Consider the following 23,893-nt stretch of genomic DNA (forward strand, 5'->3'; position numbering starts at 1 on the left):
GCGGCCGCTCGATAGCAAGGTGCTGGAGGATCCGTGGACCTGTCCCTGTCGACTCGCAATGTGTCCGGCCCTGGTGGCGACCGTACGGTCGTCGAGGTCGGTGGCGAGATTGATGTGTATACCGCGCCCAAGCTGCGCGAGCAGTTGGTCGAGTTGGTGAACGACGGCAACTACCACCTGGTTGTCGACATGGAGGGCGTGGACTTTCTCGACTCCACCGGGCTCGGAGTGCTGGTGGGCGGCCTGAAGCGCGTGCGCGCGCATGAAGGGTCGCTGCGCCTGGTCTGCAACCAGGAGCGCATTCTCAAGATCTTCCGGATCACAGGCTTGACCAAGGTGTTCCCCATCCACACCACGGTCGAGGAAGCGGTTGCGGCGACCGACTGACGGTCGGCCGAACACGCCGGAAGAAGTGAGGGGTACCGGGCATCCAGCCCGGGCCTCTGAGATGCACGCCCGTACGTCCGAGGGGGAGCACATGGCCACCGTCGAGCTTCGATTCAGTGCCCAGCCCGAGCATGTCAGGACCGCCCGGTTGGTGGCGGCTGCCGTGGCGCGCAGGGCGGGGGTCGACGAGGCCGTGCTGGACGAGGTCCGGCTCGCGGTCGGCGAGGCATGCAGTCGTGCTGTCGGGCTGCACCGCAGTCATGGCATCACCGAGCCCGTCACCGTGGTGCTCTCCGAGGAGGAGAAGACTTTCTCCATCGAGGTCATCGACGAGGTGCCGAGCGCGGGGGCGAACGGCTCACATGCCGTTCCCGGCGCGCGAGGCGGCTCCGACGAGGACGCGGACGCCGACGGCGAGGACGAGATGGGTCTCGCCGTCATCAGCGGCCTCGTGGACGACGTGGAGGTCAGTTCCACCGATCAGGGGGGCGTGATCCGGATGAGTTGGCCGTCGATGCCGGTCTCCGTCCTGCCCTGACGCGGTGTGACGATCGGAGGTTCCGGCCCGCCGGCCCATTGATCGTCAACCGTCATGATCGTGAAAAGAGGTCCTGCTGAGCAGGGCCTCTTTTCTTTTTTCTAGATCATTGATCAAGGGTCAATGGTTTTGCCCCATTACCTCTTTCGGTGGGATTTTCGGAACCCGATCATTTGCTGAGTAGCAACTGAAGGTCAAATCCAGTTGTCGCGCTCTGTTTTGATCAGGTTCCGCTCCCTACAATCCGTCCACATCTTGAGCTCTGAGCGTCAAGGAGGACGAATGGCGGGGCTCTTCAACCCAGAACTGACCAACCACCCCACTTCCCTTGCAGCCGCAGTACTGACAGACGACAACCGGGTGATCGTTATTGTCATCGCCGTCGTGGCGTTGGCAGCACTCGTCGTCGCCCAGCTGCTGGTGCGCCAGGTACTGGCCGCCGGCGAGGGCACCGATTCCATGAAGAAGATCGCGGCAGCGGTCCAGGAAGGCGCGAATGCCTACCTGGCCCGGCAGTTGCGCACCCTCGGCATCTTCGCCGTCGTGGTGTTCTTCCTGCTGTTGCTTCTTCCGGCCGACGACTGGTCACAGCGAGCAGGACGCTCGGTGTTCTTCCTGGTGGGTGCGCTTTTCTCGGCAGCCACCGGATACATCGGCATGCGTCTTGCCGTACGGGCCAATGTGCGCGTGGCGGCGGCCGCGCGTGAAGCGACACCGGCCGAGGGCGAGCCCGAAAAGGATCTGACGGCCGTCTCGCACAAGGCCATGAAGATCGCTTTCCGGACGGGAGGCGTGGTCGGCATGTTCACGGTGGGCCTCGGCCTGCTCGGTGCCTCCTGCGTCGTACTCGTCTACGCAGCCGACGCCCCCAAGGTCCTGGAGGGCTTCGGACTCGGCGCCGCACTGATCGCCATGTTCATGCGTGTCGGCGGCGGCATCTTCACCAAGGCGGCCGACGTCGGCGCCGACCTCGTCGGCAAGGTCGAGCAGGGCATCCCGGAGGATGACCCGCGCAATGCCGCGACCATCGCCGACAACGTGGGCGACAACGTCGGCGACTGCGCCGGCATGGCCGCCGACCTCTTCGAGTCGTACGCGGTCACGCTCGTCGCGGCGCTCATCCTCGGCAAGGCGGCATTCGGCGACGCCGGACTCGCCTTTCCGCTGATCGTTCCGGCGATCGGCGTGGTCACCGCGATGATCGGTATCTTCGCGGTCGCCCCGCGGCGCGCCGACCGCAGCGGGATGACCGCCATCAACCGCGGATTCTTCATCTCCGCGCTGATCTCGCTCGCGCTCGTGGCCGTCGCGGTCTACGTCTATCTGCCGTCGTCCTACGCCAAGTTGGACGGCGTCACCGAGGCGGCGATCCGGTCGCACGGCGGGGACCCACGTGTCCTCGCGGTCGTGGCCGTCGCCATCGGCATCGTGCTGGCGGCTCTGATCCAGCAGCTGACCGGGTACTTCACCGAGACCACCCGGCGTCCTGTGAAGGACATCGGCAAGTCGTCGCTGACCGGGCCCGCGACCGTTGTGCTGGCCGGCATCTCCATCGGTCTGGAGTCCGCCGTCTACACGGCGCTGCTGATCGGTCTGGGCGTGTACGGGGCGTTCCTGCTCGGCGGTACGTCGATCATGCTCGCCCTGTTCGCGGTCGCTCTGGCCGGCACCGGCCTGCTCACGACCGTCGGCGTCATCGTCGCCATGGACACCTTCGGTCCCGTCTCCGACAACGCCCAGGGCATCGCCGAGATGTCCGGCGACGTCACGGGCGCGGGCGCGCAGGTGCTCACCGACCTGGACGCCGTGGGCAACACCACCAAGGCCATCACCAAGGGCATCGCCATCGCGACCGCCGTACTCGCGGCGGCCGCGCTCTTCGGCTCGTATCGCGACGCCATCGCGACCGCGGCCAGGGATGTCGGTGCGAAACTCGGCGACGGTGCTCCGATGAACCTCGTCATGGACATCTCCCAGCCCAACAACCTGGTGGGACTCATCCTCGGCGCGGCGGTCGTCTTCCTCTTCTCGGGGCTCGCGATCAACGCGGTCTCCCGGTCGGCGGGAGCCGTGGTCTACGAGGTGCGGCGGCAGTTCCGCGAGCACCCCGGGATCATGGACTACACCGAGAAGCCGGAGTACGGGCGCGTCGTCGACATCTGCACCAAGGACGCGCTGCGCGAGCTCACCACCCCGGGCCTGCTCGCGGTGCTGACCCCGATCGCGGTCGGGTTCTCGCTCGGTGTCGGCGCCCTCGGCTCGTTCCTCGCGGGCGCGATCGGCACGGGCACGCTGATGGCGGTCTTCCTCGCCAACTCCGGTGGCGCGTGGGACAACGCCAAGAAGCTCGTGGAGGACGGTCATCACGGCGGCAAGGGCAGTGAGGCCCATGCCGCGACCGTCATCGGCGACACCGTCGGCGACCCGTTCAAGGACACCGCCGGTCCTGCCATCAACCCGCTGCTGAAGGTCATGAACCTGGTGGCACTGCTCATCGCACCCGCGGTGGTCCAGTTCAGCTACGGGGACGACGCGAGCGCCGGGATCCGGGCGGTGATCGCAGTTGTCGCGATCCTCGTCATCGTCGGCGCCGTGTACATCTCCAAGCGGCGGGGCATCGCCGTCGGGGACGATCCGGGGACGGCGGAGCGGAGTTCGAAGTCACCCGACCCCGCGGTGGTTTCGTAGTACCGGTCACATCGACGGGCGGGCGGCGCGCAGTGGCGTGCTGCCCGCCCGTTCGTCTGTCGTCCGTCCGCCGTGAGCCTTCTCTCTCTGGTGCAAAAAGTGATAAAAGAATATGAACAGGACACAAGACTCGCGAATGTGGACCACGTGCCGTGTATGTTCCGGGGCCGAGAAGCCTTGGAAGGGACCAAACCGGTGAACAAGAAGCTTGCGGCCGCACTGTCCGGCGGTGCGGTGCTCGCACTCGCGCTGTCGGGATGCTCCGGCGAAGGCGACGCGGACAAATTCTCCGTCGACGACTGGGCCAAGAAGTACTGCGACCAGGCGCAGCCGCAGATCAAGAAGCAGTTCGACGCGGAGCAGCTGATCCGCTCGACCGCCTCGGACGGCAAGCCCGCCGACATCCAGGCCGCCGACTCGAAGGCCTTCCAGGACCTCGCGGACGTGAACAAGGCACTGGCGACGGCGTTCAGAGGCGCCGGGACGCCGCCCGTCGACGCCGGTGAGCAGCTGGTCAAGGACGCCGCGGCCGAACTCGACGCCAACTCCAAGTCCTACCTCGATCTGAAGAAGCAGATCGACGCGCTGAACGCCAAGGACCAGCAGAAGTTCGCGGACGGCCTCCAGCCCGTCGCCGCCGGACTGGAGAAGATCGAGAAGAACCAGACCGCGCGGAACAAGCTGCGGAAGGCGGAAACCGGCAATGCCATGGCTAAGCAGCCGGGCTGCAAGCCGCTGAAGGCGCCCGCCCCGTCCGGCGGTTCGGCCGCCTGAGCCGCACCCTGTCCCTCCCGGCAGCTCCTGGCCGAGCGCCGCGCCTCGCCCGTGCGGGCCGGGGGCGGCGGTTGTCAGTGGCGGCGGCCACAATGGACTGGTGAGTACGACCAGCGTTGCCCCAGGCCTCCCCTCGCCCGACCGTGCGCTCCCGCTGCGCGAGGCGCTGCTGGCCCGCGCCTTCACCGTTGACGGGCTGCTCGACCTCCTCGGCGCGTCCGCCTACGCCGCGCTCGCCCGCAGCGAGACCGTCCCCGCGCTCCGGGCCACCCGCGAGGACGGCGATCTGGCCGCGCTGGTGCGGCTGTTCCTGCTGCAACAGCCCGTGGCGTACGAACGGGCCCTGACCGCCCTGCCGCTGGAGGAGTGCCTCGCCGACGGCTGGGTGGTGCGTGAGGGCGACGACGTCCGTGCCACCGTCGACGTGCGGCCCTACGGCGGGCCCGACGGGCAGGACTGGTTCGTCGTCTCCGACCTCGGATGCGCGGTCGGTGGCGCGGGCGGAGCGGCCGGGCGGGCCGAGGAAGTCGTCCTCGGTGTCGGTGGCGCGTCCACCACGCTGGCCGGCATCACGGTCCGTACGCCGGTGTCCTCCGCCCTGGACCTCGGCACCGGCTCGGGCATCCAGGCGCTGCACGCGGCCCAGCACGCCACCCGCGTCACGGCGACCGACCTGAACCCGCGCGCCCTGCACTTCACGCGGCTCACGCTCGCCCTCTCCGCGGCCCCCGAGGCCGATCTGCGGGAGGGTTCGCTCTTCGAGCCGGTGGGTGACGACACGTACGACCTGATCGTGTCCAACCCTCCCTTCGTCATCTCTCCCGGCGCGCGGCTGACCTACCGCGACGGCGGGATGGGCGGGGACGACCTGTGCCGCTCGCTCGTCCAGCAGGCGGGGGAGAGGCTGAACGACGGGGGTTACGCCCACTTCCTCGCCAACTGGCAGCACGTGGAGGGCGAGGAGTGGCAGCAGCGGCTGCGCTCCTGGGTGCCGCGCGGGTGTGACGCCTGGATCGTGCAGCGCGAGGTGCAGGACGTCACGCAGTACGCCGAGCTGTGGCTGCGCGACAGCGGTGACCACCGCGGCGACCCCGGGAAGTACGCCGAGCTGTACGAGGCATGGCTGGATGAGTTCGAGGCGCGGAAGACCCAGGCGATCGGCTTCGGCTGGATCACGCTCCACAAGTCCGGGTCCGCCGCGCCCTCGATCGTCACCGAGGAGTGGCCGCACCCTGTGGAGCAGCCGCTCGGCGCGACCGTGCGGGCGCACTTCGACCGCCAGGACTATCTGCGGACGCATGACGACGCGGCCCTCCTCGCCGACCACTTCACGCTCGCTCGGGAAGTCGTCCAGGAGCAGGTCGGTCTGCCGGGAGCGGAGGACCCCGAGCATGTGGTGCTGCGCCAGCACCGTGGGATGCGGCGGGCCACCAAGGTCGACACCGTTGGAGCCGGTTTCGCCGGGGCCTGCGACGGCACGCTGAGCGCCGGGCGGATCCTCGACGCGATCGCCCAGCTGATCGAGGAGGACCCGGTGCTGCTGCGGGACCGCACCCCGCAGGCGTTGCGGCTGCTGGTGGAGGAGGGCTTTCTGGAACCGGTGCCAGAAGGGCCCGTGCCGCCGGCCGTCTGACGGGAGCCGGTGTCTCCGGGCGGCCGACCGCGGGCTTGAGCCCTCGGCTGCCCCGCCCGGCGGCCGAAAGCGGACTTCCCGGCCGCACCATGAGGTGAAATCGGCCAATGCCACCGGCCGGGTGAACCCACGCCGCGTTCACCCGGAATTCGCCCCACTGACTCCCGGAGGTGCCAGCCTCGGCCTTCGGGAGCGACGCCGCACCGGTTCGGCGTCAGGGAAGGGCGGGGCACGGATATGGAGAATGGGCCGGCGATCTTCGCCGGAGCGGCGTTCACGCTGTTCGGAGCCGGACTCCTGGTGTGGACGGGCTTGCGTGTGATGCACCGCGCACCGGTCGCCCACGGAGTGAGTCCCGCCACGGCAGCCACCCTCGCAACACTCTTCGGGGCCCTCTCCCTGGCCCTCGGGGTCTGGTGCTTCGGCCGCGTCTGACCGGGGGCCCCTGGCGACCTCGTGCCGGTCCGGGCGGCAGGAATGGCCGGAGTCGGGTTACCGTTCGAGTGGCCGTTGCGGGCTTTTGCCGTTTGACACGGGGGCGGGTTGTACCGTCACACTCCGCAGCGACAGCAGCGCCACAGCAGTGCGCCGACCGTGCCGTACCGCCGTGAGCGCCCATCGAGCGTCGACCGGAGAGAAGAGCGAAGTTGTCCCCGACCAGCGAGACCGCACAGGGCGGCCGCCGACTCGTGATCGTCGAGTCGCCTGCCAAGGCGAAGACGATCAAGGGCTATCTCGGCCCCGGCTATGTCGTCGAGGCGAGTGTCGGGCACATCCGCGACCTCCCGAACGGCGCGGCCGAGGTCCCCGAGAAGTACACCGGTGAGGTCCGTCGCCTCGGAGTCGACGTCGAGCACGACTTCCAGCCGATCTATGTCGTCAACGCCGACAAGAAGGCCCAGGTCAGAAAGCTCAAGGAGCAGCTCGCGGAATCCGACGAGCTCTACCTCGCCACCGATGAGGACCGCGAGGGCGAAGCCATCGCCTGGCACCTGCTGGAAGTCCTCAAGCCCAAGGTCCCCGTCCACCGGATGGTCTTCCACGAGATCACCAAGGACGCGATCCGTGACGCCGTCGCCAACCCGCGCGAGCTCAACCAGCGCATGGTCGACGCCCAGGAGACCCGCCGCATCCTCGACCGCCTCTACGGCTACGAGGTCTCGCCGGTCCTGTGGAAGAAGGTCATGCCCCGGCTGTCCGCCGGCCGTGTGCAGTCCGTCGCCACCCGCCTCGTCGTCGAGCGGGAGCGCGAGCGCATCGCCTTCCGATCCGCCGAGTACTGGGATCTGACGGGCACCTTCTCCACCGGCCGCGCCGGTGACGCCTCCGACCCCTCGACGCTCACCGCCCGCCTGAACACGGTCGACGGGCAGCGTGTCGCCCAGGGCCGCGACTTCGGTTCGGACGGCCGCCTCAAGTCGGCGCAGGTGCTCCACCTCGACGAGGCGAACGCCCGTTCGCTGGCCGCGGCCCTCGAGAACGCCACGTTCGCGGTCCGCTCGGTCGAGTCCAAGCCGTACCGCCGGTCTCCGTACGCCCCCTTCCGTACGACGACGCTGCAGCAGGAGGCTTCCCGCAAGCTCGGCTTCGGGGCCAAGGCCACCATGCAGGTCGCGCAGAAGCTGTACGAGAACGGCTTCATCACCTATATGCGTACGGACTCCACCACGCTCTCGGACACCGCCGTGTCGGCGGCCCGGGCGCAGGTCACGCAGCTGTACGGCGCCAATTACCTGCCCGACAAGCCGCGGGTGTACGCCGGCAAGGTCAAGAACGCGCAGGAGGCGCACGAGGCGATTCGCCCTTCGGGCGATCGTTTCCGTACCCCGGCCGAGACCGGCCTGACGGGCGACCAGTTCAAGCTCTACGAGCTGATCTGGAAGCGGACCGTCGCCTCCCAGATGAAGGACGCGACCGGTAACTCCGTCACCGTGAAGATCGGCGGGGTCGCCGCCGACGGCCGGGACGCCGAGTTCACCGCGTCCGGCAAGACGATCACCTTCCACGGCTTCATGAAGGCGTACGTGGAAGGGGCCGACGACCCGAACGCCGAGCTCGACGACCGCGAGCGCAGGCTGCCGCAGGTCGCCGAGGGTGACGCGCTCACCTCCGAGGAGATCTCGGTCGACGGCCACGCCACCAAGCCGCCCGCCCGCTACACCGAGGCCTCGCTGGTCAAGGAGCTGGAAGAGCGCGAGATCGGCCGCCCGTCGACGTACGCCTCGATCATCGGCACCATCCTCGACCGCGGCTATGTGTTCAAGAAGGGGACGGCGCTCGTGCCGTCGTTCCTGAGCTTCGCCGTGGTCAACCTGCTGGAGAAGCACTTCGGCCGGCTCGTCGACTACGACTTCACCGCCCGCATGGAGGACGACCTCGACCGCATCGCGCGGGGCGAGGCGCAGGCCGTGCCGTGGCTGAGGCGCTTCTACTTCGGCGAGGGCGACGACAAGGGTGCCGCGTCCGCCGCGGGCAACGGCGACGGCGACCACCTCGGCGGCCTCAAGGAACTGGTGACCGACCTCGGCGCCATCGACGCCCGGGAGATCTCCAGCTTCCCGGTCGGCAGCGCGATCGTGCTGCGTGTCGGCCGCTACGGCCCGTACATCGAGCGCGGCGAGAAGGACTCCGAGGGGCACCAGCGCGCCGACGTCCCCGACGACCTGGCGCCGGACGAGCTCACCGTCGAGTACGCGGAGGAGCTGCTGGCCAAGCCCAGCGGTGACTTCGCGCTCGGCACGGACCCGTCGACCGGCCACGAGATCGTCGCGAAGGACGGGCGCTACGGCCCGTACGTGACGGAGGTCCTGCCCGAGGGCACCCCGAAGACCGGCAAGAACGCGGTCAAGCCGCGCACCGCCTCGCTCTTCAAGTCGATGTCGCTGGACACCGTGACCCTCGAGGACGCGCTGAAGCTGATGTCGCTGCCGAGGATCGTCGGCGCCGACACCGAGGGCGTGGAGATCACCGCGCAGAACGGCCGGTACGGCCCGTATCTGAAGAAGGGCACGGACTCGCGCTCCCTGGAGACCGAGGACCAGCTCTTCAACATCACGCTGGAGGAGGCTCTCGCGATCTACGCGCAGCCGAAGCAGCGTGGCCGCGCCGCCGCCAAGCCGCCGCTCAAGGAGCTGGGAACCGACCCGGTGAGCGAGCGTCCCGTGGTGGTCAAGGACGGCCGCTTCGGCCCGTACGTCACCGACGGCGAGACGAACGCGACCCTGCGGACCGGCGACAGCGTCGAGGAGATCACGCCGGAGCGCGGCTACGAGCTCCTCGCCGAGAAGCGTGCCAAGGGTCCCGCCAAGAAGACGGCGAAGAAGGCCCCGGCCAAGAAGGCGCCGGCGAAGAAGACGGCCGCGAAGAAGACCGCGGCCAAGAAGACGACCACCGCGAAGAAGACGGCGGCCAAGAAGACGGTCGCCAAGAAGTCGGCGGCGATGGCGAGGACGACGTCCGGGCCGGCCGCTTCTTCGGACGAGTAGGACGCGTAGGCCGTCGGTCGAGGACCGGGGCCTGATCCGGTTCGTTCGGCTTCGTGTGGTTTCCGTACGGATTCGCAGGGGCGCTTTGTGCGGGGGTTCGGCAGGTGGATGCCGACCCCTCCGTACAAAGCGCCCGTTTGTTCGGACGGGCCTCCGGGGACTCGTACGCTCCGGATAGGCTGGGCGGATGACGCGAGCCGAGCAGCCAGCCGAGCAGCAGGTGGTCGTGAGCACCGCCTCAGAGACTGCCTCAGACTCCGACACCCTTGCCGCAGACTCCCGTGAGCGCGCGGTGCGCGCTCTCCTGCGCTTCCCTCCGCTGAGGAGACTCTGGAACGCGCAGATCGTCGGCGGCATCGGCGACGCCCTTTCCGTGTTCGTCCTTCTGCTGCTGACCCTTCAGGCAGCGGTGCTGGCGGGCACGTTCGGCGACGGTTATCGCGGCGCGGCGTTCGCCGTCGCCGCCGTCCTCGGCGCCCGCGTCCTCGCCACGCTGCTCTTCGGAGCCGTTCTGCTGGGTCCGCTCACGACCCTCACCTCGGCCAAGGGCCCGCTCGACCGCCGCTGGACCATGATCGGGGCGGACGGACTGCGGGCCGTTCTGCTGATCGTCGCCCCGCTGTGGGTGGACTGGACGCTCGACAACGCGGCGGCGATCCTGCTGATCACGGTGTTCGTCACGGGAGTTGCCGAGCGCTTCTGGACCGTCGCCCGCGACGGTGCCGCGCCCGCGCTGCTGCCCGCCCCGCCGCCGGAAGGCGCGGCGGTACGCCCGCTGCCCGACCACCTCGACGCGCTGCGCAGGCTCTGGCAGCGCACCGGTTTCGCCGTCATCCCCCTCGGCGCCGCGGTGCTGCTGGTCGCCACCCTGATCGGCAACCTCCTCGCGACCGGCCTGGAATGGTTCTCGCTGCACCAGGCGGCCCTCGGGTCGTACGTCGCCGCCGGACTCTTCGCCGCCTCCGTGTCGACGCTCTACTTCATCGAGCTGCCCGGCTCCCCGACGCCGAGGCCGCGTTCGCCGCTCGAAGGGCTGCGACGGCCGTCCACCGGGGGCGCCCTCGACAAGGGGCGCACCGGAGCCATACCGCTGTTCGTCATCGCCTGTGCGGCGGTCGCCGCTGCGATCTCGTCGTCCGTCGCCGTCGCCGTCCTGCACGCCGTCGACCTCGGCGGCGGACCCGTCGCCTTCGCCCTGCTGGTCCTCGTGCTGACCGGCGGCACCGGGCTCGGCATCCGGGGCGCCGCGTCGGTCCTGCCGTCGCTCTCGCGCCGTCGTCTCCTCGTCCTGGCCCTCACGGTGACCGGAGTGGCGCTGCTGGCGATGGGACTCGTGCCGGACACGGCGACCGTGCTGCTGCTCGCGCTGCTCGCGGGCTTCTCGGCCGGAGTCGCCGCCAACATCGGCCACACGCTCATCGACCAGGAGGCGGAGGACTTCCGCCGGGCCCGGATCACCGAGCACCTCCAGGCCGTCGTCCGGGTCGCCGTCGCCGTCGGCGCGGTCGCGGCCCCGCTGCTCGCCGCGGCCATCGGGCCGCACCGGCTGGCGAGCGGAGACTTCGTCTTCGCCCACGGCGGCGCCGGATTCACCCTGATGCTGGTGGGCGCGCTGCTGCTGCCCGTCGCCGCGATCGTCCTCGCGAAGACCGACGACCGCTCCGGCGTGCCGCTGCGCCGCGATCTGCGCGACGCGCTGCGCGGCGGGGCCGACCCGGCCGTGGCACCCGCCGGAACCGGGTTCTTCATCGCCATAGAGGGCGGAGACGGAGCCGGGAAGTCCACCCAGGTCGAGGCCCTCGCCCAGTGGATCCGCGCCAAGGGCCACGAGGTCGTCGTCACCCGCGAGCCGGGCGCGACACCGGTCGGCAAGCGGCTGCGGTCCATCCTGCTCGACGTCTCGTCCGCCGGTCTGTCGAACCGCGCCGAGGCGCTGCTGTACGCCGCGGACCGCGCCGAACACGTCGGATCGGTCGTCCGGCCCGCCCTGGAGCGCGGCGCCATCGTCATCTCCGACCGCTACATCGACTCCTCCGTCGCCTACCAGGGCGCCGGCCGCGACCTGTCGCCGACGGAGATCGCACGGATCTCGCGCTGGGCCACGGACGGGCTCGTGCCGCATCTGACGGTGCTGCTCGATGTCTCGCCGGAGACGGCGCGGGAACGCTTCACGGAGGCGCCGGACCGGCTGGAGTCCGAGCCGGCGGAGTTCCACCAGCGGGTGCGGTCGGGCTTCCTGACGCTCGCCGCCGCCGACCCGGGGCGCTATCTGGTGGTGGACGCCGGCCAGGAGCCGGAGGCCGTCACCACCGTCGTACGCCACCGCCTCGACCAGCTGCTGCCCCTGTCCGACGCCGAGATCAAGGCGCAGGAGGAGGCCCGCAAGGCCGCCGAGGAGGAAGCCCGCCGCAAGGCCGAGGAAGAGGCCGCGCGCAAGGCGGAGGAGGAGCGGCTCGAGCGCGAGCGCCAGGAACAGCTGGCCAGGCTCCGTGCCGAGGAGGAGGAGCGCAAGCGCCGCGAGCTGGAGGAGGCGCGGCAGCGCGAGGCCGAACGGCAGGCGGAGGAGGCCCGGCAGCGGGCCGAGGAGGCGCGACGCCTCGCGGAGGAGGAACGCCGACGCCGCGAGGCCGAGGAGAAGACCCGCCGCGAGGAGGAAGAGCGTCGGCGCAAGCAGGCGGAGGAGGAGGCCCGGCTGCGCGCCGAGGCCGACGAGCGTCGTCTGGAGAAGCAGCGCAAGGCCGAGGAGGCCCTGCTGCGGGCGGAGGAAGCGCGCCGGCTGGCGGAGGCGGCGGCCGCGGCTGCCGCGCCTGCCGCCGAGGTGACGGTTGCGACGCCGGTGGTGCGGCCGGACGAGGTGACGCAGGAGGTGCCGCAGCCTCCGGCGGCCGCGGCGGACGAGACGGCGGTCCTTCCGCCGGTGCGGGACAGCGACGAGACCGCTGTGCTGCGGCCGGTGCGGGACGCGGAGGAGACCGCCGTGATTCCGCCGGTGCCGCCGGTGCGGGACGCGGACGAGACCGCGGTCATTCCGCCGGTGCGGGACGCGGACGAGACGGCCGTGCTTCCCCCGGTGCGGGACCAGGAGCCGGTGCGGGACCGCGGGCCCGCGCGCGAGGGTGGGTCGGACCGTACGCGTGAACTGCCGCAGGTCGACCCGGCGACGGGCCGTCCGCGAAGGCGTTCGGACTGGGCGGAGGAGACCCCGCTGGACGATCTGCCGACGCTGGCCGACGAACTGCTGGGTCCGCACGACGAGGACGACGACGGGCGCCGGGGGCGCGGCGGCCGCTGAGGCGAGTTGTCGCCATCTCCGTCCGGGGGCCGGGCTCGGCCCGGCCCCCGGACGGCCCGGTGCCAGGGTCTTGGCTCCCTCGAAGCCCGCTTTCACGCACTCACGCGATCGAGCGCGTGCGCTGAGTGTCGGACCCCTGCCCCACAATGGGAGCCCCAGGACAAAGGCAGGTGACGGCGCATGACCGTGTGGGACGAACTGGTCGGACAGGACCGGGTGCAGGTGCAGCTCGGTGCCGCCGCGCAGGACGCCGACACCCTGGTCAGCGCCGAGTCCCGCGGCGAAGCCGCCCCCGACGCCTCGAAGATGACCCACGCCTGGCTGTTCACCGGGCCGCCGGGATCGGGGCGGTCCACCGCGGCGCGGGCGTTCGCCGCCGCGCTCCAGTGCGTCAGTCCCGACCGTGCCCTCGGCGCGGCGCCCGGATGCGGTTTCTGCGACGGCTGTCACACCGCCCTCGTGGGGACGCATGCCGACGTCGACGTCGTCCGCACCGACATGCTGTCCATCGGCGTCAAGGAGACCCGCGAGCTCGTCCGCCGGGCCCAGCTCTCCCCTGCGGTCGGCCGCTGGCAGGTGATCATCCTGGAGGACGCCGACCGGCTCACCGAGGGCGCCGGCAACGTCCTGCTGAAGGCCGTGGAGGAGCCCGCGCCCCGCACCGTGTGGCTGCTGTGCGCGCCGTCGCTGGAGGACGTGCTGCCGACCATCCGCTCACGCTGCCGGCATCTCACCCTGCGGACACCGCCGGTCGACGCCGTCGCCGACGTGCTGATCCGGCGGGACGGCATCGAGCCCGACGTGGCGGCCGCGGCCGCGCGGGCCACACAGGGCCACATCGGGCGGGCGCGCCGCCTCGCGACCGACGAGAAGGCCCGGGCGCGCAGGGCCACCGTGCTCAAGCTGCCGCTGCGCGTGGACGATGTCGGAGGCTGTCTGAAGGCCGCGCAGGAACTGATCGACGCCGCGGCCGAGGACGCCAGGCAGGTCGCCGACGAGGTCGACACCAAGGAGACCGAGGAGCTGAAGGCCGCCCTCGGCGCGGCGCAGGGCGGACGCATGCCACGCGGGACCGCGGGTGTGATGAAGGACCTGGAGGACCGGCAGAAGCGCCGCAAGACGCGTACGCAGCGCGACACCCTGGACCTCGCCCTCAGCGACCTGACCGGTTTCTATCGCGATGTCCTCGCGCTCCAGCTCGGTTCCGGGATCGCGATCGCCAACGGCGACGTACAGGACTCGCTGGACCGGATCGCCGGATCGTCCACCCCCGAGCGCACCCTGCGCCGTATAGACGCGATCACCGCGTGCCGTGAGGCGCTGGAGGCGAATGTGGCGCCTCTGCTGGCGGTCGAGGCCATGACGATGGCGCTGCGGGCGGGCTGACCGGGCGCACCGGCGGTCTCTTTCATCGCACCGGACGACGAGTCCCGGACGGTGGGGCCGTCCGTGGTTGACCGGCTCACTCGTACGCGCGCGGACGGGCATCTTCCGGTCTCGTCGCCTACGCTCCGGGCATGGACACAAGGCGCTGGTTCCGCAAGTCCGCTCTCGCGCTGGCGACCGCCGGCCTGCTGATCTCCGGCTGCACGGACGGGAATTCGTCCTCCAGCGCCGCCGGGTCCACACCGGGCGGCGGCCCGGCCCCGAGCACCGCCCTGCAGCCGTACTACGCGCAGAAGCTGAAGTGGCGGGCCTGCGGAGTGGAGGGCTTCGAGTGCTCCACGATGAAGGCCCCCCTCGACTACGCGAAGCCGGACGGCGACTCCGTGAAGCTGGCCGTCGCCCGCAAGAAGGCCACCGGCCCCGGCAAGCGTCTCGGCTCGCTCCAGGTCAACCCGGGCGGGCCCGGCGGCTCGGCGATCGGCTATCTCCAGAGCTACGCGGGCGTCGGCTACCCCGCGCCGGTCCGCGCCCAGTACGACATGGTGGCCATCGACCCCCGCGGGGTCGCCCGCAGCGAACCGGTCGAATGCCTCAGCGGTAAGCAGATGGACGCGTACACGCAGGTGGACCAGACCCCCGACGACGCCGCCGAGGCCACCAAGCTGTCCGGGGCGCTCAAGAACTTCGCGGCGGGCTGCGAGCAGCATTCCGGCAAGATCCTTCCGCATGTGTCCACGGTGGACGCGGCGCGTGACATGGACATCCTGCGGTCCGTACTGGGCGACAAGAAGCTCTCGTACGTCGGCGCTTCGTACGGCACCTTCCTCGGCGCCACGTACGCCGAGCTGTTCCCCGACCGCACCGGCCGTCTCGTCCTCGACGGCGCGATGGACCCGTCGCTGCCGTCGCGGCAGATGAACCGCGACCAGACCGCCGGGTTCGAGACGGCGTTCCAGTCCTTCGCAGCCGACTGCGTCAAGCAGCCGGACTGCCCGCTCGGCAACACGTCCGCGGCGGACGCGTCCACCCGGCTCAAGGCCTTCTTCACCAAGCTCGACGCCCAGCCGGTCCCGACCGGCGAGAGCCGCGCGCTGGGCGAGTCGCTGGCGACGACGGGTGTGATCGCCGCGATGTACGACGAGGCGGCCTGGCCGCAGCTCCGCCAGGCCCTGACCGACGCGATGGCGGGCCAGGGCGCACCGCTCCTGTCCCTGGCGGACAGCTACTACGAGCGTGAGGGCGACGGCTCGTACGCGAACCTGATGTACGCCAATGCCGCCGTGAACTGCGTGGACCTGCCGCCGGCCTTCGGCGGCCCGTCGGCGGTCCAGTCCGCCCTCCCGGAGTTCGAGAAGGCGTCCCCGGTCTTCGGCCGCGGCTTCGCCTGGGCCTCACTGAACTGCGCGTACTGGCCGGTCCCCGCCACGGGCAAGCCGCACCGCATCGAGGCGAAGGGAGCGGCCCCGATCGTGGTCGTCGGCACGACACGCGACCCGGCGACCCCCTACAAGTGGGCGCAGGGCCTGGCCGGCCAGCTCTCGTCGGGCACGCTGCTGACGTACGAGGGCGACGGTCACACGGCGTACGGGCGGGGCAGCGACTGCGTGGACACGGCGATCAACACCTACCTGCTGGAGGGCACCACCCCGCCGAAGAACAAGACCTGCAGCTGACGCGTGGCGAGTGACCCGGGGGCCTCGGCGGGGGCTCCCGGGAGGTGGTTCGGGGCACCCGAAACAACCCTGTAGACTTGGCGCCGCTGCTGATGCGAACGTGTTCTCGCCAGGACAGGTATCGCTGCAGGCAGCTTGCCGCCTTAGCTCAGTTGGCCAGAGCAACGCACTCGTAATGCGTAGGTCTCGGGTTCGAATCCCGAAGGCGGCTCTGTGGAAGCCCCAGGACTCACTCGCCGTGACCTGGGGCTTTTGCTTTTACTGGATACGACGGCGGCGCCGTGCACGGGCCGTGCGCCGGTCCCCAGTCTCAGTTCTGGTCCCAGTGGGCCCGGGACGGGTCCGGGGAGCGGGTACGAAGCACTCGCCCTTTGCCCCGCAGGGCGTCTCTCGGCAGGTGTGATCCGCCCCGCATCCATCGCCGGATCCGGGTGATCCGGGTATGCCGGAGGATCCCCGAGCGGAGCACACCGCGTCGATCGCCACCTTCCTCGCCTTGCGGCGGTGCCGGTTCTCGCTGCCCTTCCACGGCACGGTCGCCAACTCCTCGGCCGCTGCTGGCTGCTGGGTACACTTCGCCCGCAGACCGGGCTCCCCGGCGCACCAACCTCACTGCCACGCAAACGAGTTGAGCTCTCGTGCAGTCGCGTCGACCATCGGGATGAAGGGGCGCGCACTCCGCCAGCGAGGCGGGTTCCTGTGCCACAAGTCGATCAAGTGGCGCGGGCCGGTCAGAGAGCGCTGATCGACGCGGGGCGTTCTGGACCCGCCCCACGGCGCCGGCCCTGTACGGCTGGGAATGTCCCTCGACGAAGCGGTCGCGGCGGTGTCCCCGTGGGGGTCCCACGAGGTCGAGCAGGACGACGACGAGAGGACGATCTACACCTCCTGCGGCAACGTGCGCGTCAACATCCTGCTGGAGGAGTCGGGCAAGGCAGTCACCGCGGTCGAGTTGTGGTGGCCGGGTGAGGGCCGGGAGGCGGACGTGCGAGTCCTGCTCGACGGTGACGACGTCTTCGCCACGCCCGCCGAGGACCTGCTCCGCCGGGCGGCCGAGCGTGGCTGGACCGTCAACACCTCCGAGGCCGAGTACCCCTTCATTCCCGGCGTCTCCCTCGGCTTCACCCGGCAGACCAGCCAAGAGGTTCCCCGCACTGCACAAGGGCTTCCGATCCACGTCACCTCGGTCCTGGTCGCCGGCGAGCGGTACTACAACTGACGGACGACTGGCTCATGGCTGCCGTGAACACGATGCGGGAAGAGCCCGGAGCCCTTGTCCCGCTGACTCCCTTGCCCCGCCGACCCCCGAGGGCGCGGCGGCGAGATTCACGGCCCAGGAGTGGGCGCCCGGTCATGGCCGGGGTCGCGCTGGAGCAGCCCGCGAGCGCCTGAAGCGGGGTGCCGACGGCTGGTCCGGGCTCTGCGGCTCCGGCGCTCGGCGTCCTCCCGCGCGCAGCAGCACATCACAGCCTGAGGCCGGACCAGCCTGCTCAGCCCCCGCCGGGCTCAGTCCCCCCGGCCCGGCGTCTCCCGCACACCCTCCCCCCGCTGCCCCGGGACCTGTGCCGGGCCCTCGTGCACGTACTGCCTCGACTGGATCAGGTACATCCTCCGGAACGCCCCCTCCTCCACCGCCATCAGCTCGTCGAACGAGCCGTGTTCCGTCACGCTGCCCTCGTCCAGGACGTAGATCTCGTCCGCGTGCCGGACGCTGTGCAGGCGGTGGGTGATCAGGATGACCGTCTGGCCCTCCGCCGACAGGGCGCGGATCTGGTCGAAGGCCCGTTGCTCCGCCTCCGCGTCCAGTGCGCTCGTCGGTTCGTCGACCACCAGGATCTGGGCGTCGCGGTGGCGGGCGCGGGCGATGCCGAGGCGTTGCCACTGACCGCCCGAGATCTGGTGGCCGCCTTTGTAGCCGCGGGCGAGCAGGGTGTCCCAGCCGCGGGGGAGCGAGGCCACCGTCTCGTCGGCGCCCGCGTACTCGGCCGCCGCGTCCAGCAGCGGTTCGTCGTGCGGGGCTTCGGGGCGGCCGATGGCCACGTTGATGCGCGCCGTGAACGGCCAGCGGTAGAAGTCCTGGGCTACCACGGCCACACGGTCGAACAGTGCGGTCCGGTCGGCCTCGGTGGTGTCCACGTCGTCCCACAGGATGCGGCCCGAGTCGGGTGCGTACAGACCGCAGAGCAGTTTGGCCAGGGTGGACTTGCCGCTGCCGTTGTTGCCGACCAGCGCGACGATCCGGCCGGCGGGGATCGTGACGTCCACGTCCGTCAGTGCCGGCTTGTCATCGGTGGTGCCGGGATAGGTGAACGAGACGTTCTCGAAGCGGATCGTGTGGACCTTCTCCGGCAGTGGGACTCCGGACACGGGGATCAGGCGGCGGTCGGCCTCCCGGCACAGGCGGTCGAGGTCGGCGACGAACAGGCTCTCCTCGTAGAGGAAGTTGAGCTGCACGACCAGCCCTTCGAGGTTGGCGGAGCCCGTGCGGACGGCGATGACCGCGGTGCCGGCGACGGCCAGGTCCATGGCTCCGGTCCACAGCAGTGCGCCGAGGGTGGCGTACGTCGCCGCGGTGGTGACGCCCGTCCAGCCGGAGGCGACCAGGCCGGTGCGGGCCGCGAGCGAGGCCAGGCGGGTCTGCTCCTTCTCACCCGTCTCGGCCATCGTCCGGAAGTGCCTGAGCAGGAACGGGCCGATGTTGTGGACGCGCACCTCGGCCGCGGCCTGGGCGTCGATGAGCAGACGGCCGAGGAGCTGGCCGGCGCGGGCGTGCTGGATCCAGGTGTGGAAGGAGATGTAGCGCCGGCGCGCGATCGTCAGTGAACTCCAGGCGCTGGGCAGGGTCATGAGGGCGAGGAGGGGGAGCAGGGCCGGGTGGAGCACGGTCAGTACGCCCGCCGCGGCGATGAACGAGATGGCCGCGGTGACCACCGACGTACAGAACTTGATCATCCGGCGGGCCGACTCGGCGCCCCACTGCGCCGAGTCCAGCAGCTTGTGGAACTCCTCGTCCTCGACGGCGGCCAGTTCGACGCGCGCCACCCGCTCCAGGTACTCCTCGGTGGCCACCCGGTAGACCTTGGGCTCCAGGCGGCCCGTGCCGGCGGTGGAGGCGGACCGCAGCAGTGCGCCGATCAGGGCCGTGACCGCGACGGCGAGGAACGCGGGCAGGGCATCGGTGAGCCGTTCACTGGTCTTGCCGCCGTTCAGGACGTGCGTGAGGACCTGGCTGACCGCGACGAGCCCGACAGCCTGGGCGATGCCGCCTCCGAGTTCCGCGCCGGCGACCCAGCGCAGGGCGCGCGGGTCGGCCCGGTGGGCCAGCCGGATCGTGGAGGCGATCAGCCGGGGCATGCGCGCCACCATCGTGCGCAGGTCGAGTTCCAGGAAGGAGCCGTGATGCTGGTTCCAGCCCATGTCGTAGCGGAGGGGGCCGCCGAAGAGGAGGCGTTCGGACTCCGACACGTCCTCCGCGCCCGCCGCCGACGCGTCTGTCGAGGTGTCCGATGAACCGTCCGTCGAGTCGGTGGTGCCCGTGGTGTCCGACGTGTCGGTCGATGTGTTCGTCGATGTGTCCGTCGTGCGGGGCGAGCGGCGCCTCATGCGCGCCACCCCGCTCCCAGGAGTTCCTTTCTGTCCCACTCGAACGCCAGGTGAACGCCGATCACAGGGGTAGAGGGATGCATCAACTCTCCTCGGCTGTCGGGTGCTGCGCTGGAGTCTGACCAACGCTGCTGATCAGCGAGGCGTAACGGGGTGCATGCCGAGCAAAAGTTCGATCACGCGGCCGGTGTGCCCGCAGGGTCCGGGTGAGGCGGCCGTGATGCGCAGTTCGAATCACCCGGGCGGTCATCCGTACCCGATTCGGGGATTGCGCCGAGGGCTTCTCAACGGCAGGTGCGGTCCGGGCCATTGACGGCGGCGGCCCGGCATTGGTTGAGTGGCTCATCCACTGAGCCACTCAATCCCGGGGAGGGAACTCGTGGAGGCACTGCCCCGCGAAACCATCGTCGACGTCCTGGAGTCCCGGTTGCGCGAGGACATCCTCGACGGACGGCACCCCGCCGGCAGCTATCTGCCCCCCGAGCGGCAGCTCGCCGACGGGTACGGCGTCACCCGCACCACCCTCAAGCACGCCTTCGGCCGGCTCGTCCAGGCCGGGCTGCTGGAGACCCGTCACGGGGTCGGCACCCGGGTGCGCGACTACGCACGGCTCGGCGGCGCCGATCTGCTGCCTATGCTGGTGCGGCACAGCCCCGACTGGATCGGCGAGATCTTCGAAGTCCGGCGCAGCATCGGCGCGTTGATCGCCGAGCGGGCCGCGGGGAGAGCCACCGCGAGGCAGCGGGCCGAACTGCGGGAACTGCTGGAGGCGGTGCGTACGGCCGAGGGCGGCGACGCGGTCCAGCTCGCCGACATCGACGTGCACCGGGCGCTCTCCCGCGCCACCGGCAACCGTGTCCATGTGCTGCTCACCAACACCCTGTTCAACGCCTATGTGCCCGTACGGGCCGCCCTGGTGGGCCCGTTCACCGATCCGCAGGCGGCGCACCGCCGGCTGGCGCCGGTGGTCGAGGCCGTCGCGGCCGGTGACGAGAGTGCCGCGAGGCGGGCGGCCGAGGCGTATCTGACGGCCACCGAACGGATCATGCTGGAGGGGCTCGCATGAGGACACCGCGCAGGAATACACCCCGCACGAGCACGCGCCCACCTCGTACCAGCGCAAGCACGAGCGCACGGGGAACGTCGTTCAGCGAGACCATGCTCGGCACGGTCCGCCTCGACGGCGAGGACCGCAGCCGCCCGATCCGGCTCGACCTGAGCGTCACGGCCGACCGTGTGCTGCGCCCCCTGGGCACGACCGAAGCACACGCCTCGGGCCGTGTCCGTATCGCCGGGTGGGGCGACGACCCTGCCGCGGCAGGTGAGTTGGAGATATCGCCGCTGGCCAGGCGCCGTATCCGCTACCGGCTCTCCTTCATCGCCGACGGCCGCCGCCTCACCCTCGACGGCTGGAAGTCCGTGAATCCGCGCCGCCCGGTGAAGTCGATGACGGTCCTGCCCTTCACGCTCCACGAGGACGGGACCCCGGTCGGCGAGGGGACACTCCGCTTCCCCGTGGCGACCGGGCTGCTGCCCTTCCTCGCCGGATTCCGCTTCCCCCGCACAGCGGACGGGGGCGGTCTGATGGCACCGCGCTGGCGGGGCGAGCCCGGCCGTACCGAGGTCTGGTACACCACGGCGACCGACCCGGCCACCGGCACCGGGCTGTGGCTCCACCACGAACTCACCGCGCCCGCCGACGGATCGGAGCCGTACGCCCACGGCTGGGCCGCGGTCTTCCCCAAGGACGAGCCGGTACGGCACGCCCGCTTCGGTCCCGAGAAGTGGGCGGGCGCAGAGCACGGGTTCAGCGCCGACGGCATCTCGGCCGTGCCCGGACGGCTGACCGGTTCGGCGGGCGGGCTGCGCTGGGACCTGACGGAACAGGCGGCCGACACCCCCCTGTTCACTTTCCCCCGCTGGTCCTGGCGCCGCCCGCTGCTGCCCGCCGCGCAGATCCTCCCGGCCGCGCGCGCCTCGTACGGCGGCACCGTCTCGTACAGGAGCACGACCCTGAAGCTGGCCGGCGCACCCGGGGCGTCCGCCCGGATCTACGGTCACGGCAACGCGCACCGCTGGGCCTGGCTGCACGCCGACCTCGGCGGTGGGGACGTCCTGGAGATCGTCACCGCCGTCTCCCGGCGCCCCGGTCTGCGCCGGCTGCCGCCGCTCGTCTTTCTCCGGCTGCGCCGCGCCGGCCGGACCTGGCCGCGGCGGGCGGAGCGCTCGGCGGTCGGCTGGGGCGGGCTCGGGCGGTTCCGCTCGCAGATCGGCCTGCCCACCTGGACGGTCACGGGCCGCGCCGGGCTGCGGCGTATCCGGGTCGAGGTCACCCAGCCCGACGAGCGCACACTCGCTCTCGACTACACCGACCCGGACGGTGCGCAGGCCGTCTGCCGCAACAGTGAACGCGCAGACGCCCACGTTGTGTTGGAGCGGTGGTGGGGCGGCTGGCGCACGGAGCGGGAGTGGCACCTCGACGGTACGGCGCACGCCGAGGTGGGCACCCGATGAGCCTCGACGGTCTGGTGGCCGCGCTCATCGCCGACGACGGCACCGAGGAGTGGCCCGCGCGGGTGCCCCGGCGGCTGGAGACCGTACTCGGGTCGATGCCGCTGCCCGCGCGCGCCGGACTGCGGGCGGCGGCCGGTGCCCTCGACGCGTACGCCCTGGCGCGGGACGGACGGAGACTCGCCGAACTCACCCCGGTGGAACGGGAATCGGTGCTGGGCTCGCTCGGCGCCCGGCCCGCGCTGCTGCCCCTGCTCGACGTCCTGAAGGTGCCCGTCCTGCTCGCCGCGGGCACCGAGCGGATGCTCCACCAGGGCACCCGCACGCTCTTCCCGGCTCCCGAGGATCCGCCGCTGGACTGCACACCCGCCGGGGAGTGGCCGGCCCGATCGACCGCCGACGCCGTGGTGATCGGCTCGGGCGCGGGCGGTGCGACCGCCGCGCGGACGCTCGCCCGCGCGGGCCTCGACGTCGTCGTCCTGGAGGAGGGACACCATCACTCCACGGCGTCCTTCGGCCGCCGCGCCCCCCTCGATCGGTTCGCCGAGCTCTACCGCGACGGCGGAGCCACGGTCGCGCTCGGCAACCCGCCGCTGCTGCTGCCGGTGGGCCGCGCCGTCGGCGGCACGACGGTCGTCAACTCCGGTACCTGCTACCGCACTCCGGGCCATGTCCTCGACCGCTGGACGAGCGAGTTCGGCTTCTCGCCCGCGGAACGCTTCGGCCCCTGCCTCGACGAGGCCGAACGCACGCTGCGGGTCGCGCCCCAGCCCCTCGACGTCCTCGGCAACAACGGCCGGCTCGCACTCGCCGGCGCGAAGGCACTCGGCTGGGCGGCCTCGCCGCTTCGGCGCAACGCCCCCGGCTGCAAAGGCTCCTGCCAGTGCGTGGTCGGCTGCCCCACCGGCGCGAAGCAGAGCGTGCAGCTGTCCGTGCTGCCCGACGCCTGCGCCGCGGGCGCGCGGATCGTCACGGGTGCCCGGGTCCGCCGGATCCTGGTGGACTCCGACCGTCCGGGCGGTGCGCGGGCCGCGGGAGTTCTCGTACGCCGGGAGGACGGTGGCGAGCTGGAGATCCTCGCCCCGCTGGTGGTCGTCGCGGCGGGCGCCCTGCAGTCACCGCCCCTGCTGCGCCGCTCGGGACTCGGCGGGCATCCCCGCCTCGGCCGGAACCTGAGCGTCCATCCCGCCACCAGCGTCGCCGGGCGCTTCGCCGAACCGGTCACCGCATGGGAGGGCGTCCTGCAGAGCGTCGGCGTCGAGGAACTCCACGATGGCGGCGTCCTGATCGAGGCGACCGCGACCCCGCCGGGGATGGGCTCCTTCGTCCTCCCGGGCCTCGGCGGCGAACTGCGCCGCGAACTGGAGGCCACCGACCGCCTCGCCACCCTCGGCGCGATGATCGCCGACCGCCCCTCGGGCCGGGTCGTCGGCCGCGACCGCACGCTGATCCGCTACGACCTGGACCGTCGGGACGCGGGCCGCCTGATGCGCTCGGTACGGGCGATGGGCCGGCTTCTGTTCGCGGCGGGTGCGGAGGAGGTCCTCACGGGCATCCCCGCCGCGCCCCGGGCCCGCGGCCTGGCGGAGCTGGACGCCGTCCTCACCGGGGTCACGGCCCGGCAGCTGCATCTGTCGGCGTACCACCCGACGGGAACGGTCGCGGCGGGCAGCAGCCCGGAGCGCGCCCCGGCGGACGAGACCGGGATGCTGCGGGGCGTGACGGGCGTGCTGATCGCCGACGCCTCGGTGCTGCCGGGCTGCCCGGAGGTCAATCCGCAGCTGAGCATCATGGCGGCGGCGCTGGCGGTGACGGAGGCGTATCTGGAGGGGTGAGCCGGCCCGGGGGGCCCCCCCCCGGCGGGGGGGGCGCCCGGCGGGCCCGCGGGGGCAACCAGGGGCCCCGCCCGGGGCCCGCCGCCGA

General features: G+C 71.3%; 15 protein-coding genes and 1 tRNA gene. 15 read left to right on the top strand and 1 reads right to left on the bottom strand.

From position 1 onward, the window contains the following. Positions 1-33: 33 nt before the first annotated feature. The 12 genes from ACFWU3_RS05815 (at position 34) to ACFWU3_RS05870 (ending at position 17,075) form a co-directional block, all read left to right on the top strand. The gene (locus ACFWU3_RS05815; RefSeq protein WP_215097290.1) at positions 34-387 is read left to right on the top strand and encodes an STAS domain-containing protein; all 354 of its coding nucleotides are present in this window, start codon (positions 34-36) and stop codon (positions 385-387) included. Positions 388-478: 91 nt separating this feature from the next. Continuing rightward, complete coding sequence (locus tag ACFWU3_RS05820) at positions 479-925, top strand: ATP-binding protein (protein WP_384431653.1); 447 nt, start codon at positions 479-481, stop codon at positions 923-925. Between the two features lie 282 nt (positions 926-1,207). Beyond that, positions 1,208-3,613, top strand: coding sequence for a sodium-translocating pyrophosphatase (locus tag ACFWU3_RS05825; RefSeq protein ID WP_384431656.1), 2,406 nt, complete (start codon positions 1,208-1,210; stop codon positions 3,611-3,613). A 195-nt stretch (positions 3,614-3,808) separates the two neighbouring features. Continuing rightward, entirely contained in the window at positions 3,809-4,387 is a 579-nt protein-coding gene (locus ACFWU3_RS05830; RefSeq protein WP_384431659.1) for a small secreted protein, read from the top strand. A gap of 100 nt (positions 4,388-4,487) precedes the next feature. Continuing rightward, the gene (locus ACFWU3_RS05835) at positions 4,488-6,020 is read left to right on the top strand and encodes a methyltransferase (RefSeq protein WP_384431662.1); all 1,533 of its coding nucleotides are present in this window, start codon (positions 4,488-4,490) and stop codon (positions 6,018-6,020) included. 237 nt (positions 6,021-6,257) lie between these two features. Next, entirely contained in the window at positions 6,258-6,455 is a 198-nt protein-coding gene (locus ACFWU3_RS05840; RefSeq protein WP_384431665.1) for a hypothetical protein, read from the top strand. A gap of 212 nt (positions 6,456-6,667) precedes the next feature. Next, positions 6,668-9,505: a type I DNA topoisomerase gene (gene topA, locus ACFWU3_RS05845; RefSeq protein WP_384431668.1), complete on the top strand. Its 2,838-nt coding sequence runs from the start codon at positions 6,668-6,670 to the stop codon at positions 9,503-9,505. Positions 9,506-9,692: 187 nt separating this feature from the next. Continuing rightward, complete coding sequence (tmk, locus tag ACFWU3_RS05850) at positions 9,693-12,797, top strand: dTMP kinase (protein ID WP_384431671.1); 3,105 nt, start codon at positions 9,693-9,695, stop codon at positions 12,795-12,797. Between the two features lie 180 nt (positions 12,798-12,977). Beyond that, positions 12,978-14,183 (top strand): DNA polymerase III subunit delta', encoded by a 1,206-nt coding sequence (locus tag ACFWU3_RS05855; protein ID WP_384431674.1) that lies wholly within the window; start codon positions 12,978-12,980, stop codon positions 14,181-14,183. A gap of 131 nt (positions 14,184-14,314) precedes the next feature. Continuing rightward, positions 14,315-15,856, top strand: coding sequence for an alpha/beta hydrolase (locus tag ACFWU3_RS05860; RefSeq protein ID WP_384431676.1), 1,542 nt, complete (start codon positions 14,315-14,317; stop codon positions 15,854-15,856). A gap of 137 nt (positions 15,857-15,993) precedes the next feature. Next, positions 15,994-16,067, top strand: a tRNA-Thr gene (locus tag ACFWU3_RS05865). Between the two features lie 588 nt (positions 16,068-16,655). Beyond that, positions 16,656-17,075, top strand: coding sequence for a hypothetical protein (locus ACFWU3_RS05870; RefSeq protein ID WP_384431679.1), 420 nt, complete (start codon positions 16,656-16,658; stop codon positions 17,073-17,075). A 287-nt stretch (positions 17,076-17,362) separates the two neighbouring features. On the opposite strand, the gene ACFWU3_RS05875 is transcribed toward ACFWU3_RS05870, so the two are convergent. Continuing rightward, positions 17,363-19,273: an ABC transporter ATP-binding protein gene (locus ACFWU3_RS05875; protein WP_384431726.1), complete on the bottom strand. Its 1,911-nt coding sequence runs from the start codon at positions 19,271-19,273 to the stop codon at positions 17,363-17,365. Positions 19,274-19,838: 565 nt separating this feature from the next. Between ACFWU3_RS05875 and ACFWU3_RS05880 the strand changes: the two genes are divergently transcribed. From ACFWU3_RS05880 to ACFWU3_RS05890, 3 genes are all read left to right on the top strand, one after another. After that, the gene (locus tag ACFWU3_RS05880) at positions 19,839-20,525 is read left to right on the top strand and encodes a FadR/GntR family transcriptional regulator (protein WP_384431682.1); all 687 of its coding nucleotides are present in this window, start codon (positions 19,839-19,841) and stop codon (positions 20,523-20,525) included. 92 nt (positions 20,526-20,617) lie between these two features. Continuing rightward, positions 20,618-21,973 carry a hypothetical protein gene (locus ACFWU3_RS05885; protein WP_384431685.1) on the top strand — a complete coding sequence of 452 codons (1,356 nt, stop codon included), beginning with the start codon at positions 20,618-20,620 and terminating at the stop codon, positions 21,971-21,973. Then, the gene (locus ACFWU3_RS05890) at positions 21,970-23,805 is read left to right on the top strand and encodes a GMC family oxidoreductase N-terminal domain-containing protein (RefSeq protein ID WP_384431688.1); all 1,836 of its coding nucleotides are present in this window, start codon (positions 21,970-21,972) and stop codon (positions 23,803-23,805) included. Before ACFWU3_RS05885 ends, ACFWU3_RS05890 begins: the two co-directional genes overlap by 4 nt. Positions 23,806-23,893: the final 88 nt, after the last annotated feature.

The sequence above is a fragment of the Streptomyces sp. NPDC058685 genome (genome assembly GCF_042714725.1).
GTDB lineage: Bacteria > Actinomycetota > Actinomycetes > Streptomycetales > Streptomycetaceae > Streptomyces.